The organism is Acrocarpospora pleiomorpha (assembly GCF_009687885.1).
Classification (GTDB): domain Bacteria; phylum Actinomycetota; class Actinomycetes; order Streptosporangiales; family Streptosporangiaceae; genus Acrocarpospora; species Acrocarpospora pleiomorpha.
On record NZ_BLAF01000050.1, the window covers coordinates 39,614 to 57,000 of the forward strand.

Below are 17,387 nucleotides of genomic sequence, written 5' to 3' on the forward strand. Positions count from 1 at the left end.
GTGGCCGAGATGCTCGAGCGGGCCCGGCTCGCCGAGAAGCTCGGCGCCGACGCCGTGTGGCTGGTGCAGCTGCCCAGCCTGCGCGACAGCGCCGCCGTGCTGGCCGCGATGTGCGGCGTCACCGACCGGGTCACCCTGGGCGCCGGCGTGCTGCCCTACTACACCCGGCCTCCGGTCACCATGGCCCAGACCGCGCTGACGATCGACGAGCTGTCCGGCGGGCGGTTCGCGCTCGGGGTCGGCACCGGGCACCGGCTCACCGCCGACTGGATGCTCGGCCGACCGGCGGACGCGCCGGTGCCGTCCATGCGCGAGTATCTGGAGGTCGTCACCGCTCTGGTCCGGGACGGCGAGGTGCACACCACCGGCTCCCGGTTCCGCGCCAACGCCGTCTACGTCTCGCCGCGCCGCGCCGGGTTGCCCGTGTACGTGGGCGCGTTCGGGCCGGCGCTGGCGGAGCTGGCCGGGGAGGCCGCGGACGGGCTGCTGGTGTGGATGTGCACGGCCGATCACCTGCGCGAGGTGGTCATGCCCGCGCTGCGGCGGGGCTTGCGTGCCGCCGGGCGTTCGCTGGAGGGGTTCCCTGTCGTCGCGATGGTTCCCGGCGCGGTCTGCGACGACCTGGATCAGGATCGGGAGCTGCTGCGGCGTTACCTCGCCGCGTACGCTCGGGTGCCTTCCTACCGGCGGATGTATGAGCGGAGCGGGTTCGGGGGCGACCTCGGGCGTGGGGTGGTCGGGGACGAGATGCTCGCCGCCATCGCCGTGCTGGGCGTCGAGGACGACATCCGCGCCATGGCGGACCGGTACGAGCGGGCGGGGGCGACCCAGGTCGTCATCACGCCGATGGCCTCCGCGCACCACGATCGCACGCTGTTCACCCGTACGGTCGAAGCGCTGGCCTGCCGATGACCGCGACCCTGCATGGAGCGGTGCTGGCGGCGGCGGCGCGGAGGCCGCGGGCGGTCGCCGTCGTGTGCGGGGCGGAACAGCTGACGTATGGGGAGCTCGCCGAGCGTTCCTCGGCGCTGGCGGGGCGGTTGCGGGCGCTCGGCGCGGGACCCGAGCGGGTGGTCGCGGTCCGCGTGCCGCGCGGGGTACGGCTGGTGGTGGCGTTGCTGGCCGTGCTGGAGGCGGGGAGCGCGTTCGTGGTGGTGCCGGTGGGGTTCCCGGATCGGCGCGCGCGGGCCATCCTCGCTGATGCCGGGGCGACCATGGTGATCGGGGCTTTTGCGGGGCTTACGAACGTGGACGTGGATCAGCCCGGTGGGCCCGCCCTCGCGTCCTGGCCGGAGGTTCCGCCGGAGGGGGCGGCCTACGTCGTCTACACCTCCGGGTCCACTGGGACGCCCAAAGGGGTCGTCGTCGAGCATGGCGCGGTGGCGGCGCATGTGCGGGCCATGGCCATACGGCTGGGGGTCGGGCCGAGGGACACCGTTCTGCAGGTGGCCGGGGAGTCGGTGGACGTCGCGATCGAGCAGCTGTTCGTGGCGCTGAGCAGCGGGGCGACCGTGCTCATGCGCGGGCCCGATCCGTGGGGGACCGCCGAGTTGCGGCGTGCTCTCGGTGACGGCGTGACCGTGGCCGATCTGCCCGCCGCGCTGTTCGCGGAGCTCATGGCCGAGGATCGTCCGCTGCCCGCAGGGTCGTTGCGGTTGCTGCTGGCGGGTGGGGAGCGGCTTCCGGTTCAGGCCGCGCGCCGGTATCTGGGGGCGCATCGGGTGCCGCTGGTCAACGCGTACGGGCCGACGGAGGCCGTGATCACCGCCAGCCTGCATGAGGTGGTTTCGGCTGAGGCGGAGCAGGTGCCGATCGGGCGGCGGGTCGGGGTTCGGCGGCTGGCGGTTCTGGATGGGGAGCTTCGGCGGGTCCGTGGTGGTGGGGGCGGGGAGCTTTATATCGGCGGTGCTTTGGCTCGTGGATACCTGGGGCGTCCGGCTGAGACGGCGGAGCGGTTCGTGCCCGATCCGTATGGGCCGCCGGGGTCGCGGATGTATCGCACGGGTGACCGGGCGGCGCGGAAGCCGTACGGGCTGGAGTTTCTCGGGCGGGTGGACGAGCAGGTCAAGATTCATGGGCATCGGGTGGAGCCCGGCGAGGTGGAGGCGGCGCTGGGCGCGCATCCGGCGGTGGCGCGGTGCTGCGTGGTGGCCGGGCACGATCGGCTCGATGCTCATATTGTCGCCGCCGGCAGCCTGCCGTCTCCTGGGGAACTGCGGGCGTGGCTGGCCGAGCGGCTGCCGCCGTGGATGATTCCGGGGGCCTGGCACCTGCACGACCGGCTGCCCGTCACGGCGGCGGGCAAGCTCGACCGGGCGGCGCTGCCGAGGCGGCCGATGGAGACGGGGACTTCCGGCCCGCCCAGGACCCCGTTGGAGCATGAGCTGGCCGGGATCTGGCGGCGGGTGCTCGGGCTGCCCTCGGTTGGCGTGGACGACGACTTCTTCCAGCTGGGCGGCACCTCGATCGGCGCGATGCGGGTGCTGGGCGCGCTGCGCGCCTCGACCGGCGTGGAACTGGAGCTTCGCGAGGTGTTCGCGGCCCCGACCGTCGCCGGGCTCGCGGCGCTCGCCGGTTCCGGCCGGTCCCGCTCGACCTGGCCGCCACTCACCGCCGCCGGCGGCGGGCCGGGGGAGGTGCCGCTTTCGCTCGCCCAAGAGCAGATCTGGTTCCTGGAGGAGCTCCAGCCCGGCAACATCGCCTACAACGCGCCCACGACATTCCGGCTGGCCGGGCCGCTCGACCACGCCCGCCTGGAGGACGCGGTCACCCGGCTGGTCGAACGTCACGAAGTACTCAGAACGACAGTGGCGACCGGCGCCGACGGGGGACCGGTGCAGCGGGTGCATCCGCCATACCTGGTGGAGATCCCCCTGCTGGAGGTGGACGAGGCCGGGCACGAGGCGGCCGTGCTCGCCGAAACGCGCGTCCCGTTCGACCTGACACGGCTACCGCTGGTGCGCTGGACACTGCTACGACTGAACCCCCTACTGCACGAACTCGTACTCGTCGAACACCATCTCGTCCACGACGGGTGGTCGTTCGCCCTGCTGGTACGAGAGCTGTCGGCCCTCTACCGGGGAGAGGAACCGCAGCCGCGCGACTTCGCGCAAGGGCCGGATATGCGGCCTCAGTCCGGCGACCCCACGCAAGGGCGGCAGCGGCCGGAACCGCACGGCGACTTCGCGGAAGGGCGACGGCGGGCGGATTTGCCGGAAACCCAGGCCCGATACGGCGACTCTGCGGAAGGGCAACGGCGGCCGGACATGCCGGAACCGCCGGTCCAGTACGGCGACTTCGCGCGCTGGCAACGGCAGGCGGATCTGTCGGAACAGAGGGAGTACTGGACGCGGCGGCTCAGCGGCGCCGACGACTCCCTGGACCTGCCCTACGACCGGCCCCGGCCGCCGGGACCGGCGTTCGCGGGCGCGGCCCACCGGGTGGAACTGCCCGCCGAGCTGTCGCAGCGGATCCGCGCCTGCGCCCGCGCACGGGGAGTGACACTGTTCGCCACGCTGCTGGCGGCCTACGCGACGCTCCTGCACCGGGTCGGCGGCCAACGAGACCTGTGCGTCGGCTCGGCCTTCGCCAACCGCCGCGTCCCGGGCAGCGAGAACGTCCTCGGAATGTTCGTCAACCCGGTGACCCTCCGCTTCGACCTGACCGGAAACCCCAGCTTCACCGACATGCTCAGCCAGGCCATGGAGGTCGCCCTCGGCGCCCAGGCCAATCAGGAACTCCCGTTCACCCGAGTGGTAGAGGCACTGGCTCCGGCCCGCACCCCCGGCCGCAACCCGCTGTTCGCGGCAATGTTCAACATGGACGACGCACCACTCGCCCCCATCAACCTCGGCGACGTCCACGGAACCTACCTAGAACGCCAGAACGGCACCGCCAAGGTAGACCTCTCCGTCCTGGCGGTCCCCCGCGCGGAACGCCAGACAGCTCTCCCCACCGACGAGCGCGACCCCCGAATCACCATGATCTGGGAGTACCGGGCCGACCTGTTCGCCCCCACCACGATCACCCGCCTCGCCTACCAGTACGAACACCTCCTCACCGCCGCCCTCAACGACCCAACCCTGCCGGTCGGCGAACTGCCTCTGGATTCCCCAGACCCCACCCAGACCCTGCCCGAGCGGGATGTGCCGGCCGGTGAGTTGGCTTTGGATCGTGCGGATCTCGTTCAGGTGCTCGTTGGGCCGGATTCGCCGGTCGGCGAACTGACTCTGAATTCCCGAGATCCTGCCCAGGCCCTGGTCGAGCCGGATGTGCCGGTCGGCGAGTTGGCTTCGGATCGCGCTGATGCCGTTGAGGTGCTCATCGAGTCGGATGTGTCGGGTGGCGAGTTGGTTTTGGATTGCCCCGACCCCGTCCAGGCCTTGGTGGAGCCGGGTCTGTCGGTTGGCGGACTGGTCCTGAGTCGCCCAGACCCGGTCCAGGTCCTGGTCGAGCGGCACGCTGCTGCCCATCCTGGTGCGGTCGCGGTCCGGCTCTGCGGCGGTGGCTCACTTGCCTACGGGGAGCTGAATCGGTGGGCCAACCAGGTCGCGGCCTTCCTGCGGCGCGAGGGAGCGGGTTCTGAGCAGGTCGTCGCCCTGTGCCTGGACCGGGACCTCGCCATGCCGCCCGCCGTGCTGGGGGTACTCAAAGCGGGCGCGGCCTACCTCCCTCTGGACCCTTCCTGGCCGCCGGAACGCCTCCGCCACGCCCTCCTCGACACTTCGGCGACGATCATCCTGACTACCGCGCGGCTCAAGCCCGCCCTCGCCCTCGCTGCCGGCGGTTCCGCCACCGTCGTCGCCGTGGACGCCCTCGCCGGGCCGGACGAGGGGAACCGGCCGCCCGCCGCCGATCCGGAGAACGCCGCCTACCTGATCACGACATCGGGATCCACCGGACGGCCCAAGCGGGTCGTACTGACCCACGGCGGGCTGGCGGCGGAGTACCGGGCCTGGGCGGAGGCCTACCGGCTGCGCCCCGGCGCGCACGCGCAGCTCGCCGCGTTCCCGTTCGACGTCTGCACCGGCGATCTGGTCCGGGCGCTGGCCAGCGGCGGCACGCTGGTGATCTGCCCCCGCGAGACCGTCCTCGACCCGGCCGCGCTCTACCAGGCGCTGCGCGACAACGACGTGCGCTACGGCGAGTTCCTGCCCTCGGTCGTACGGCTGCTGGTCGACCATTGCGCCGCCACCGGCGAGACCCTGTCATTCCTGCGGCTCATCGCCGTCGGCGGCGAACCGTGGACCCCAGCCGAATACCGCGCGCTGCGCCACGTGACCGGCCCTGGCCCACGCATCCTCAACGTGTACGGCGTAACCGAGGCCACAGTCGGCAGCACCCTGTGGGACGGGGTCTTGCAGGACGGGGTCTTGCGGCACGGGGCCTCGCGGGACGAGGTCTTGAGGGATGGGATCTTGCCGGACGAGCTTGTGGGGGATGGGGCCTTACGGGACGGGGTTTTGCGGGACGAGATCTTCCGGGATAAGCCCTTACAGGACGAGATCTTCCGGGATGGGGCTTCTCGGGACGAGGTCGGCGGTGCGCTGTGGCTGCCCATTGGGCGCGGACTGCCCGGCGTTACTGCCCGCGTCCTGGATCAGGCCGGGCGACCCGCCGCCATCGGGACGGCCGGGCAGATCCACCTCTCCGGACCCACCCTCGCGCGCGGGTATCACGGTGAGCCCGCCCGCACCGCCGAACGGTTCGTGCCTTGCCCGACCGGCCCGCCCGGCGCCCGCTCCTATGCCACTGGAGACCGCGGCCGGGTGCGCCCCGACGGAGCCATCGAGTTCCTGGGCCGCGCCGACGACCAGGTCAAGGTCCGCGGCTTCCGCGTCGAACCCGGCGAGATCGAAGCCGTTCTCCGCACCTGCCCCGGCGTCCGTGACGCGGTCGTGGTCGCCTGCCGCGATGCGGGCACCGACCCCGCTGGTCAGGCCACGGGGCGGTCCGACCGGCTCGCCGCGTACCTGATCGCCACCCCCGGGAGGGTCGCCGATCTGCGGGAATGGCTCGGGTCGCGGCTGCCGGACTACATGATCCCCGGGTCGTTCACCGAGGTGCCCGCCTTTCCGAGGACCAGCTCCGGCAAGGTGGACCGGAGGGCACTGGCCGAGACCGCGCCGCCCGTGTCCGACCTGCCATATGTGGCGCCTCGGGACGAACTGGAACTGACGGTGGCCACGGTGCTCGGCGAGGTCCTGCGCGTGCCACGGGTGGGCGCCTTCGACGACTTCTTCGCCCTCGGCGGGCACAGCCTCCTGGCCGCCCGCGCCGCCATCCAACTACGCGCTCGGCTCGACCGCGAGGTGTCCGTACGGGACCTGCTCGCCGCACCGACCGTCGCGGCCATCGCCCAGCGGATCGCGGCGAGGGAGCTCGCACTCACCCTTCCGGTGGTGGCCGCTGGCCGGGAGGCGTACCGGATGGACGCCGACCTCTTCGACGACCCCGACGGAATCGATGGATTCGACGAGCCCGGCGGATTCGGCGGATTCGGTGCGGAGGTGGCCCGGTGAACTCAGTTGTCGCGGTTCCCGCCTCCTACGCGCAGGAGCGGTTCTGGTTCCTGGAACAGCTCGCCGGGGGTCCGCCGCCGCACACGATGCACCTGGCGCTGGAATTCAGCGGTTCGCTGGACGTTCCGGCCTTTCGCGCGGCGCTGCAGCGGGTTGTCGCGCGACACGAGTCGCTGCGGACCACGCTGCGGCCGGTTGGTGGCCGACCCCATCAGGTGATCGCGGACGAACTCGTAGTCGCCCTGCCGGTGATCGACATCGCGCCGGGCCAGGTGGAGGCGCACGCCGCCGAGCACGCGCGGCGGGCGTTCGATGGCCCACTGCTGCGCAGCGAGATGCTGCGGATCGCCCCGGATCGGCACGTCTGGCTGCTGGCCGTGCACCACGCGATCTGCGATGGATGGTCGGTGGGGGTGCTGCTGGACGAGTTGAGCGCCGCCTACCGGGGCGTGGAACTGCCGCCGATTCAGCTGCAGTATGCCGATCACGCCCTGTGGCAGCGTGCGCTGGTCGAACGCGGCGAGCTGGATCGAGGGATCGCTTACTGGGCGGAGTCGCTGGCCGGAGCGCCACCGCTGCTGGAGCTGCCGGTGGACCGGCGCCGACCCAGCGTGCGGGGATACCAGGGCGCGCTCCTCGCCGTGGATCCGCCACCTGCCGCGCTGGCCGTGCTGGCGAGGGAGCTGCGGGCGACGCCGTACACCGCGATGCTGGCGGCCTTCGCGCTGCTGCTGCACCGGGTGAGCGGGGCTGAGGATCTCGTGATCGGGACCACGCACGCGGGCCGCGACCGCCCCGAGACAGAGGCACTGATCGGGTGCTTCGCGAACACGCTCCCGCTCCGAGTCCAGGTACGGCCCCGAGAGGGATTCCGCGATCTACTCGCCCGGGTGCGGGAAACGGTACTGGCCGCCCACGAGCACGCCTCGGTGCCCTTCGACCGAATCGTCCACGCCGTCAACCCCACCCGCACACCAGGCCACAACCCCCTGTTCCAGGTCATGCTGGACGCCGAACCCCTCTCATCGGGACGACTCCACCTCGACGGCGTCGAGATCACCCCGCTGACCGTGCTGGACAGACGGATCTCCCTATTCGACCTCAGCCTCACCGTCACCGGCGACAACCACCTGCTCGCCGAATACAGCACCGAACTCTTCGAGACCCCCACCGCCACTTCCCTACTCGCCTGCCTGCGCCCCCTCCTCTCAGCGGCCGTCACCCACCCCAACCGCCCGATCACCGAACTCCCACTGCTCAACGCCCACGACCGAGCCAAAACCCTCGCCACACCACCGCCCAGCGCCCCCCAGTCCACTCCCGAACCGCGCTCTACCAGCGCCCTCGGGCTCACTCCCGAACTAGGCGCGTCCGGCGCATCCCCGCTCACTTGCGAACCGGGCACGACCAGCGCACCGCAGCCGGCTTTTGAACCGCCCACGTCCGGCGCTTTCCGGCTCACTCCCGAACCGCGCACGTCCAGCGTTCCCCGGTTCACCCCCGAACCAAGGACGTCCAGCGCATCCCCGCTCGCCCCTGAACCGCGCACGTCCAGCGCACCCCGGCCTGATCCTGAACTCTCCACACCCAGTCCGGTTGCGGTGATGTCGGCGTCGGGGCCGGAGCGGCTCACCTATGCCGAGCTGGGCCTGGCCGCTGATCGGCTGGCCAGGCAGCTTGGGCAGCGTGGTGTGGGGGCGGGGTCACTGGTCGCGGTCTGCTGCGACCGGTCGCCGGAGGCGATCATCGCGATCCAGGGTGTGCTGCGGGCTGGGGCGGCCTACCTGGCGATCGAGCTGGACCAGCCCGCGGAGCGAATCGCCGATCTCCTCGGCCACGCAGCCCCGGCCGCCGTACTCACCACTGCCCGGCAGGCGATCGCCCAGCACGCGACCGGCCTCCCGCCGGATGCGCTCGTTGTGGCTCTCGCGGAGACCTCGCACCAGGTCAGGAACTCCGGCACCGCGGCGGAGAACGCACTCGTCGTAACTCCCACGGAGACCTGGGCTCCAGGGGAAGCGGCGCAGGTGTGGTCCGAGGTAGGTCCCGATGATCTCGCCTACGTGATGTTCACGTCGGGGTCGACCGGGCGGCCCAAGGGGGTCGAGGTCACCCGGGGCGGGCTTGAGGCTTATGTGGCGGCCGATCTTGTGGCGTACGGGCTGAACTCGGAGGATCGGGTGCTCCAGTTCGGGTCGCTGGGGTTTGACCTCAGTGCGGAGGAGATCTTCCCTTGCCTGGCCGCCGGGGCTGCCCTGGTCCTGCGATCCGACGACATGCTGGACAGCCCGCAGATCTTCCTGGAGACGGTGGCCCGGCTCGGTGTCACCGTCGCGCATCTTCCCACGTCCTACCTGAACCTTCTGTGCGCCGCCATAGCCGAGGACGGCGCGCCGGTGCCCGAGTTGCTGCGGCTGGTCGTGATCGGCAGTGAGCCCGCCGACCCGGCCCAGCTCGCGCGCTGGCGCCAGGTCGCCCCCTCGGTACGGCTCGCGCACGCCTACGGCGTCACGGAGGCGAGCATGGTCTCCGCCATCGCCCACCTGGACGCGAGCGCCGACCGGGCCAGGGTCACGATCGGCCGGGCCATTCCGGGAACCGAGATCCACCTCCTGGACCGGGAGCTGGAACCCGTGCCCGACGGTGTCCCGGGCGAGATCCACATCGGCGGGCTCGGGCTGGCCCGGGGCTATCTCCGCGCGCCCGGCGCAACGGCCGACCGTTTCATCCCGCACCCCTTCGCCACCGGCCGCCGCCTCTACCGGACGGGCGACATCGGTCGGCGTTTCGCCGACGGCTCCCTGGAGTTCGTACGCCGCGCCGACAACCAGATCAGCCTGCGCGGCTACCGGATCGAGCCAGCCGAACCCGAGTCGATCCTGCGCCGCCATCGGTCCGTGCGGGACGCGGCGGTGACCGTACGCGGCGGGAATCTGGTCGCTTACCTCGTCCCGAGCGAGGACGGGGAGATCAGCGCACGCGAGATCCGGGCGCACGCAGCCCGGCTGCTGCCGGGTCACCTGGTCCCCGCCGCGTACGTGTGGCTGCCCGCCCTGCCCAGAACCGGCAGCGGGAAGATCGACCCGCACGCGCTGCCCGACCCCGTTCCAGCCCGCGCCGACCGGGCGGAACTGTCCGGACAGACCCAGCACGCGCTGGCCGAGATCTGGTGCGAAGTGCTCGGAGTCGCCGAAGTCGGCCCCGACGACGACTTCTTCGAGCTCGGCGGCCACTCGCTCCTAGCCGCCCAGGCCGCGGCCCGGATGCGCCGTCGCCTCGGGGTGGGCGCGGGCGTCCGCCTGATCTTCCAGCACCCCCGCCTGGCCGATGTAGCCGACGCCGTCGACCGCGCGACAGCTTCACCCGGACCGGAGATCGCCACCGCGACCCGGCTCCGCGCCGGCCGCGCCTTGGCCGCAGCCGTCGGCGACACCCCGGAACTGGCCGAACTCCTACGCGGACTCGGAGGTGACCCCCGATGACCGAACTCGCCGCACCAACGGAAACCCTCGTCGCACCGGTCTCCCTGGGCCAGCGGCGGTTGTGGTTCGTGGACGGCCTGGCGGGTGGTGGCCGGGACTATTCGGTGGTGTGGCCGTTGCGGCTGTCCGGGGTTTTGGATGTGGATCGCCTGAATTGGGCGTTGTCGGCTTTGGTGACGCGTCATGAGGTGTTGCGGTCGCGTTTCGTGGGGGTGGACGGCGAGCCAGTGATGGTGGTGGATCCGCCTGCTCCGGTCCGGGTGGAGTGGATCGACGCGGCGGTAGGACCCGATTCGCCTGCGGATGTGGTTGCGGGGTTGGTTCGGGCGGAGGGGCGGCGGGTTTTTGATCTTGCCGTGGGGCCGGTGGTGTTTTTCCGGTTGGTGCGGGTGGGGGCCCTAGAGCATGTGCTGGTGGTGTCGGCGCATCACATCGTTTTTGACGGCTGGTCCGGGACGGTTTTCCTGCGGGATCTGGCCGCTTTGTATCGGGGTGAGGCGTTAGCGGATTTGGTGGTGTCGTTTTCGGATTTTGCGGTGTGGGAGCGCGAGAACGGGGTGCCGCTGGAGAGTCTGGCGTTTTGGCGGGAGGCGTTGAGCGGGGTGGATCCGGTGTTGGATCTGCCGTTGGATCGGGCTCGTCCGGTGCGCCGGAGTGGTGCGGGGGAGCGGGTGCCCTTCGGGTTGGACGCGCAGGTGACGCGGCGGCTGGGTGAGGTGTGCCGGGGTGAGGGCGCGACCTTGTTCATGGGTTTGCTGGCCGCGATGAACGTGGTGGTCTCCCGGTACTGCGGGAGCGGCGACGTGGTGGTGGGGACCTTCTCCTCCAATCGGGTGGTGCCGGAGCTGGAGGAGCTGGTCGGGTTCTTCGTCAACACCTTGGTTCTGCGGACTGATCTGAGTGGTGATCCGGGGTTGGGCGAGGTGATCCGGCGCTCCCGGGATACCGCCGTGAACGCTTTCGCCCATCAGGAGGTTCCTTTCGACCGGGTCGTGGAGGAGTTGGCTCCGGCTCGCACGCCGGGAGTCACGCCATTTGTTCAAGTTGCGGTGGTGGTGCAGAACACGCCTGAACCGACGGAGGAGTTCGCGCCAGGCCTGCGGGTCGAGCCGGTCCCGGTGGAGGTGAGCACGGCCGCGTTCGACTTGTCGCTGCATGCCTGGCAGAGCGAGTCGGGTGAGTTGGAGGGGTTCCTGGAGTACTCCACCGAGTTGTGGGATCGGGGGAGTGCCGAGCGGCTGGGAGATGCGTTGCGGCTGGTGCTGGAGGCGGGGCTCGCCGATCTGGACCTGTCTGTTTACGAACTGCCTCTTGTTCCGCCCTTAGCGCAGGAAGTGGAGCAGTCGAGCCCGGCGCGACTGCTGCACGAGTTGATCGTTGAGCAGGCGGCTCGGTGTCCCGGTGCGGTCGCCGCGACTTGTGCCGGAGCCGAGCTGACCTACGGCGAGCTCGAACATCGCGCGCGTCGGCTCGCAGCCCGTCTGAACGAGCTCGGCGTCTCACCGGGGACGACTGTCGGCGTCTGTCTCGAACGATCGCTTGACGTGCCGGTCGCGCTGCTGGCTGTGCTCCTGGCCGGAGCCGCGTACCTGCCGTTGGAACCCGAATACCCGCGGGAACGCCTGACGTACATGATCGAGGACTCGGGGACGACGGTGATCATCACCGACGATGCCTCCGCCGCTCGCCTCCCGGAAGGGCTCCGGCTCGTCCGGGTCGCGGATGGCGTCGCGCCGGGTTCCTTGAGTGTGGCCGGATATGGGCCGGACAGCCTCGCGTACGTTATCTACACCTCCGGCAGCACCGGACGGCCCAAAGGAGTCGGGGTTCCGCACGGCGCTGTCACGCGGCGGGTCAGCGAGCCGGGCTGGCTGCCGCTGGACGGGCACGAGGTGTTCCTGTTCGCCACTCCGCTCTCGTTCGACGTGTCGGTCCTGGAGGTGTTCGGCTGCCTGGTCAACGGGCACACCCTGGCGATCCTGCCGCCGGGAAAGGCGCTGCCCGAGCGGGTCGCCGCGTTCCTGGCGACCGAACCCGTCACCGTGACCTGGCTGACCGCGGCGCTCTTCCACGCCGTCGTCGACTGCGCCGAGCGCCCGTTCCCGACCGTACGCTGGCTGATCGCGGGCGGGGATCAGCTGTCCGCCGACCACGTCGGGCGGGCCGCCGCGCTGGTTCCGAACGGCCAGGTCATGAATGGGTACGGCCCGACCGAGTGCACGATCTTCAGCACCTGCTACCCGGTGCCGCGCGACCACACGGGGCATGTGCCCATCGGCGACGCGCTGCCGTACACCAGCGTGAGCATCGTGGACCGGCGTCTCCACCGCGTGCCGGACGGTGTCACCGGGGAACTGCTCGTCGGGGGCGACGGGCTGGCCCGAGGGTATCTCGGGCGGCCGGGGCTGACGGCCGAGCGGTTCGTGCCCGATCCGCGCCCGGGGGCGGAGGGGCGGCGGCTCTACCGGACCGGGGACCTGGTGCGACGCCGCGGCGACGGGCTCGTCGAGTTCCTCGGCCGGGCCGACCAGCAGGTCAAGATCCGGGGATTCCGGGTCGAACTGGCCGAGATCGAGGCGGTGCTCCGCAATCATCGGTCGGTACGGGACACCGTCGTCACCGCGCCCGAGCACGAGGGCGACCGCAGGGTGATCGCCTACGTGGTCGCGGAAGGGGCGTGGCCGGGGCCGAGCGAGATGTTCCGGCACGCGCGGCTGGCGCTGCCCGAATACATGGTGCCGTCGCAGTTCATCCTGCTCGACGCGCTGCCGGTTAGTCCCAGCGGGAAGGTCGACCGGGCCGCCCTGCCGGAACCCGAGGCTGGGCGTCCGGACCTCGACCGGGCGTACGAGCCGCCGCGCGACCCCATCGAGCAAGCCGTCGCCGGCATCTGGACCACGCTGCTCGGCCTGGACCGGGCGGGAGTGCACGACCACTTCTTCGACCTCGGCGGCCACAGCCTGCTCGCCAGCCGCCTGCTGGCCCGAATCCGGCGCGCCTTCGGCCGCGACGTCCCCCTCGCGGACTTCCTGGCCACCCCCACGATCGCCAACCTGTCCGAACTCCTCCGGGACCGCCTGACCTCACCCTCCACCTCCACCCGCCCCGCCATCACCCCCGGCCCTCATGAGGGCCCCCTGCCCCCCTCCCTCGGTCAGCGGCGGCTGTGGTTCGTGGACGGCCTGGCGGGTGGGGGTCGTGACTATTCGGTGGTGTGGCCGTTGCGGCTGTCCGGGGTTTTGGATGTGGATCGCCTGAATTGGGCGTTGTCGGCTTTGGTGGCGCGTCATGAGGTGTTGCGGTCGCGTTTCGTGGGGGTGGACGGCGAGCCGGTGATGGTGGTGGATCCGCCTGTTCCGGTCCGGGTGGAGTGGATCGACGCGTCGCCTGGTTCGCCGGAGGACGTGCCTGCGGGGTTGGTTCGCGGGCAGTGGGTCGACTCGCCGGTGGACGCGGGGTGGGTAGACGCGGCGGTGGAGCCCGGTTCGCGGGAGGGCGTGGTCGGGGGGTCGGTTTGGGCGGAGTCGTTGGACGCGTCGGTGGGGACCGGCTTGTCGGACGCGGAGCGGGACGGTCCGTCGGTGGGATCCGGTTCGCCGGTGGGTGCGGAGCGGACATGTGCGTCGACCGAATCCGGTTCGCTGGGAGAGGCGGGGTGGGTCGGAGCGTTGGGATCTGGTTCGCCGGAGGATGTGGTTGCGGGGTTGGTTCGGGCGGAGGGGCGGCGGGTTTTCGATCTGGCCGTTGGGCCGGTGGTGTTTTTCCGGTTGGTGCGGGTGGGGGCACTAGAGCATGTGCTGGTGGTGTCGGCGCATCACATCGTCTTTGACGGCTGGTCCGGGACGGTGTTTCTGCGGGATCTGGCCGCTCTGTACCGGGGCGAGGCGTTAGCGGATTTGGCGGTGTCGTTTTCGGATTTCGCGGTGTGGGAGCGCGAGAACGGGGTGCCGCTGGAGAGTCTGGCGTTTTGGCGGGAGGCGTTGAGCGGGGCGGATCCGGTGCTGGACCTGCCGCTGGATCGGGCTCGTCCGGCCCGCCGAAGCGGGGCGGGGGAGCGGGTGCCCTTCGGGTTGGACGCGCAGGTGACCCGGCGACTGGGCGAAGCATGCCGGAGCGAAGGCGCGACCTTGTTCATGGGGTTGCTGGCCGCGATGAACGTGGTGGTCTCCCGGTACTGCGGGAGCGGCGATGTGGTGGTGGGGACCTTCTCCTCCAATCGGGTGGTGCCGGAGCTGGAGGAGCTGGTCGGGTTCTTCGTCAACACCTTGGTTCTGCGGACCGACCTGAGCGGTGATCCGGGGTTGGGCGAGGTGATCCGGCGTTCCCGAGACGCTGCGGTCGGGGCTTTCGCTCATCAAGAGGTTCCTTTCGACCGGATCGTGGAGGAACTGGCCCCCGCTCGCACGCCAGGGGTCACGCCGTTTGTTCAGGTCGCGGTGGTGGTGCAGAACACGCCCGAACCGACGGAGGAGTTCGCGCCAGGCCTGCGGGTCGAGCCGGTTCCAGTAGAGGTGAGCACAGCCGCGTTTGACCTGTCATTGCACGCCTGGCAGGGCGAGTCGGGTGAGTTGGAGGGGTTCCTGGAGTACTCCACCGAGCTGTGGGACCGCGGCAGCATCGAGCGGCTGGGCACGGCGTTGAAACTGGTGGTGGAGGTCGGCGTCGCTGACCTGGACCTGCCTGTCCACGAAATGTCCCTGATCTCCCGCGAACAGCCGTATGCCCTGGATGGTGGGCCTGCCGCGAGCGACGAACGAATCGCATGCCTTTTCGCGAGACGGGTCGAACAGCATCCCCAGGCCGTCGCTTTCAGAACCGCCACAGCCGAGCTGACATACGCGGAACTCGACCGCCGCGCGCGGGCCCTAGCGGTCAGACTCCACCGGCTCCCACCGGAGAGCGTCGTCGGCGTCCGCCTCAGCCTCGGGCTCGACCTGCCCGTAGCGGCCCTCGCCATCCTGTACGCCGGAGCCGTCTACTTACCACTCGACCCGAGCAACCCCGACGACCGTCTGAACTACATGATCGACGACTCCGACGCCCAGGTGATCATCACCGACGGCACCTGGACGCCTTCCACGCGGCGGCACATCATCCAGATCGACGACCTTGACCACCTGCACGACTTGCCTGACCTGCACAACCTGCCTGACCTGGACGAGCAGGGCGAGCAGGGCGAATTGAACGGCCCGCGCGAGCTGGACAAGCAAGACGAGCTGGACGGCCTGGGCGAGCTGCACGAGCTGGAGAAGCAAGACGAACTGGACTGCCCGCCCGAGCTGCATGACCTGCACGAGCTGGACGGCCTGAGTGACCTTGGCGACGCGACCATGGTCGTCACCGGTGCCGATCCGGAGGCGCTGTCGGCCATCGTCTACACCTCTGGGTCCACTGGCCGCCCTAAGGGAGTGGCGATCACCGGGCGATCCCTGCTCAACCGTCTCGCCTGGATGCATCGTGACCTGCCCTTCGCTCCAGGCGAGGTGGCCTGCCAGAAGACTCCCATCGCCTTCGTCGACAGCCTGTGGGAGTTGCTCGGCCCGGCGCTGGCGGGTGTGCCCACCGTCGTCCTCACGCCCGAGGTGTCCCGCGACCCGCACGCACTCGTCGCCGAGCTCGCCGCCAACCGGGTCAGCCGCATCCTGCTCGTGCCGTCGCTGCTGCGGGTGCTGGTTCGTACCGTCCCCGACCTGGCCGCGCGTTTGCCGTACCTGACGAGCTGGATCAGCAGCGGCGAGCCGCTCTCGCACGAACTGGATCGTCTGTTCCGCGAGGTCATGCCGGGCCGCGCCCTGGTCAACCTGTACGGCGCGTCCGAAGCCTGGGACGCCCTCTGTCCGGATGGCACCACGGGCGAGCCGGGGACGGCGAGCAGCGTCCCGGTCGGGCGGCCGATCGCGGGCGTCCGGGCCTGCGTGCTCGACCGGCGGGGAAACCCCATGCCGATGGGCGTTCCCGGCGAGCTGTACGTCGGCGGCGCCTGCCTGGCCCGGGGCTACCTGGGACGGCCCGCACTGACCGCCGAACGTTTCCTCCCGGACCCGGCGGGATCGGGACAGCGCCTCTACCGCACCGGCGACCTGGCCAGGGTTCGTACCGACGGGCAGGTAGAGCTGCTCGGCCGGGCCGACCACCAAGTCAAGATCCGCGGAGTGCGGGTCGAACCAGGCGAGGTGGAAACCGTCCTCGAAGAACTCCCCGAGGTGGCCCAAGCCGCCGTCGTGGCCGTGCCGGAGGCCGCCAGACACGAAGTCGCCGGACACAAAGACGCTGGGCACGAAAGCAGCGGGCACGTAAACGCCGGCGACGGAAACGTCGGGCACGAAGACATCGGGCACAGGCTCGTCGCGTATGTTGTGCCGGCTGGGAGCTGCACCCCGGACGGGCTGCGGCGGGCCCTGGCCGCTCGGCTGCCCGCGCATCTGATCCCTGCCCAGGTCGTGCTCCGCGACGAGTTGCCCCGCACCGCCACCGGCAAGATCGACCGCCGCTCCCTGGCCGAGGACCCCCTTCCCGCCCAGGAACCCGTCCAAGCCGTCCCCGCCACCCCGCTGGAACGGCGGATCGCCGCCGTCTGGGCCGAGGTGCTCGGCCGTGACGTCGGTGGGCACGACGACTTCTTCGATGTCGGCGGGCACAGCCTGCTCGCGCCCGTACTGGTCGGGCGGCTGTCCGCGGAGCTGGCCGTCGAGCTGCCGCTGAGCTGGGCCTTCGACCATCCGACCGTGCACGCCATGAGCCGGTCGCCGGAAGTCGCGGCCCACCGGACGCCGCAGGACCGGACGCTGGAGGAGAAGCCGTGACCGACCCGAGGAACCCCTGGCTGGCCCGATTCCGCCCGGCCGGAGACGGCGCGATCCGGCTGATCTGCTTCCCGCACGCGGGGGGCGGCGGCGCGACCTTCCGCGACTGGGCCGACGACCTGCCCCCGGAGATCGACCTGTGCGGGGTACGATTCCCGGCGCGCGAGAGCCGCCTCCGCGAAAAGCCGTACCTGCGGATGGACGAGCTCGTTCCCGCCCTCGCCGAAGGTCTGGCCGACGACCTCGCCCGGCCGTACGCGCTGCTCGGCTACTGCTCGGGGGCTCTCGTCGCCTGGGAGCTGGCCGCGTTCCTGGCCAGGTCGGGACGGCGCCCGCCCGAACTGCTCGCCGTCTTCGCCTTCCCCGCCCCGGCCCTGGTCGAGCCGACGCTGGTGCACCGGCTGCCGACCGAGCAGCTGACCGCGCACCTGCGCGGCCTGGGGGTCATCCCGGACGCGATCCTCGCCGACCCGGGTCTTTTCTCCATGTTCGAGACCGGCGTACGCGCCGACTACGAGGTGTTCGAGACCTGGACGCGCCGCGCCGAACCGCCCCTGACGGTTCCCGTGACCGTCTTCGGC

The 17,387-nt window shown here is 70.9% G+C and carries 5 protein-coding genes (1 of these 5 cut by a window edge); all 5 read left to right on the forward strand.

What is annotated here, in order from left to right:
- Tightly spaced (each overlapping or abutting the next), the 5 genes in view from Aple_RS35640 to Aple_RS35660 form a layout consistent with a single transcriptional unit that may run on beyond the window.
- Positions 1–912 (forward strand): LLM class flavin-dependent oxidoreductase, encoded by a 912-nt coding sequence (locus Aple_RS35640; protein ID WP_373869672.1) that lies wholly within the window; start codon positions 1–3, stop codon positions 910–912.
- Positions 909–6,521, forward strand: a complete 5,613-nt coding sequence (locus Aple_RS35645) for a non-ribosomal peptide synthetase (protein WP_155349153.1) — start codon at positions 909–911, stop codon at positions 6,519–6,521. The genes Aple_RS35640 and Aple_RS35645 overlap by 4 nt, the downstream gene beginning before the upstream one ends.
- Positions 6,518–10,003, forward strand: coding sequence for a non-ribosomal peptide synthetase (locus tag Aple_RS35650; protein ID WP_170321822.1), 3,486 nt, complete (start codon positions 6,518–6,520; stop codon positions 10,001–10,003). Before Aple_RS35645 ends, Aple_RS35650 begins: the two co-directional genes overlap by 4 nt.
- Positions 10,000–16,806 carry a non-ribosomal peptide synthetase gene (locus Aple_RS35655; RefSeq protein WP_155349155.1) on the forward strand — a complete coding sequence of 2,269 codons (6,807 nt, stop codon included), beginning with the start codon at positions 10,000–10,002 and terminating at the stop codon, positions 16,804–16,806. The genes Aple_RS35650 and Aple_RS35655 overlap by 4 nt, the downstream gene beginning before the upstream one ends.
- Positions 16,803–17,387 carry the 5' portion of a thioesterase II family protein gene (locus Aple_RS35660; RefSeq protein WP_170321823.1) on the forward strand. The gene runs 177 nt beyond the window's last position, so 585 of the gene's 762 nt are visible here — the first part of the coding sequence; it begins with the start codon at positions 16,803–16,805; its stop codon lies off the right edge, out of view. The genes Aple_RS35655 and Aple_RS35660 overlap by 4 nt, the downstream gene beginning before the upstream one ends.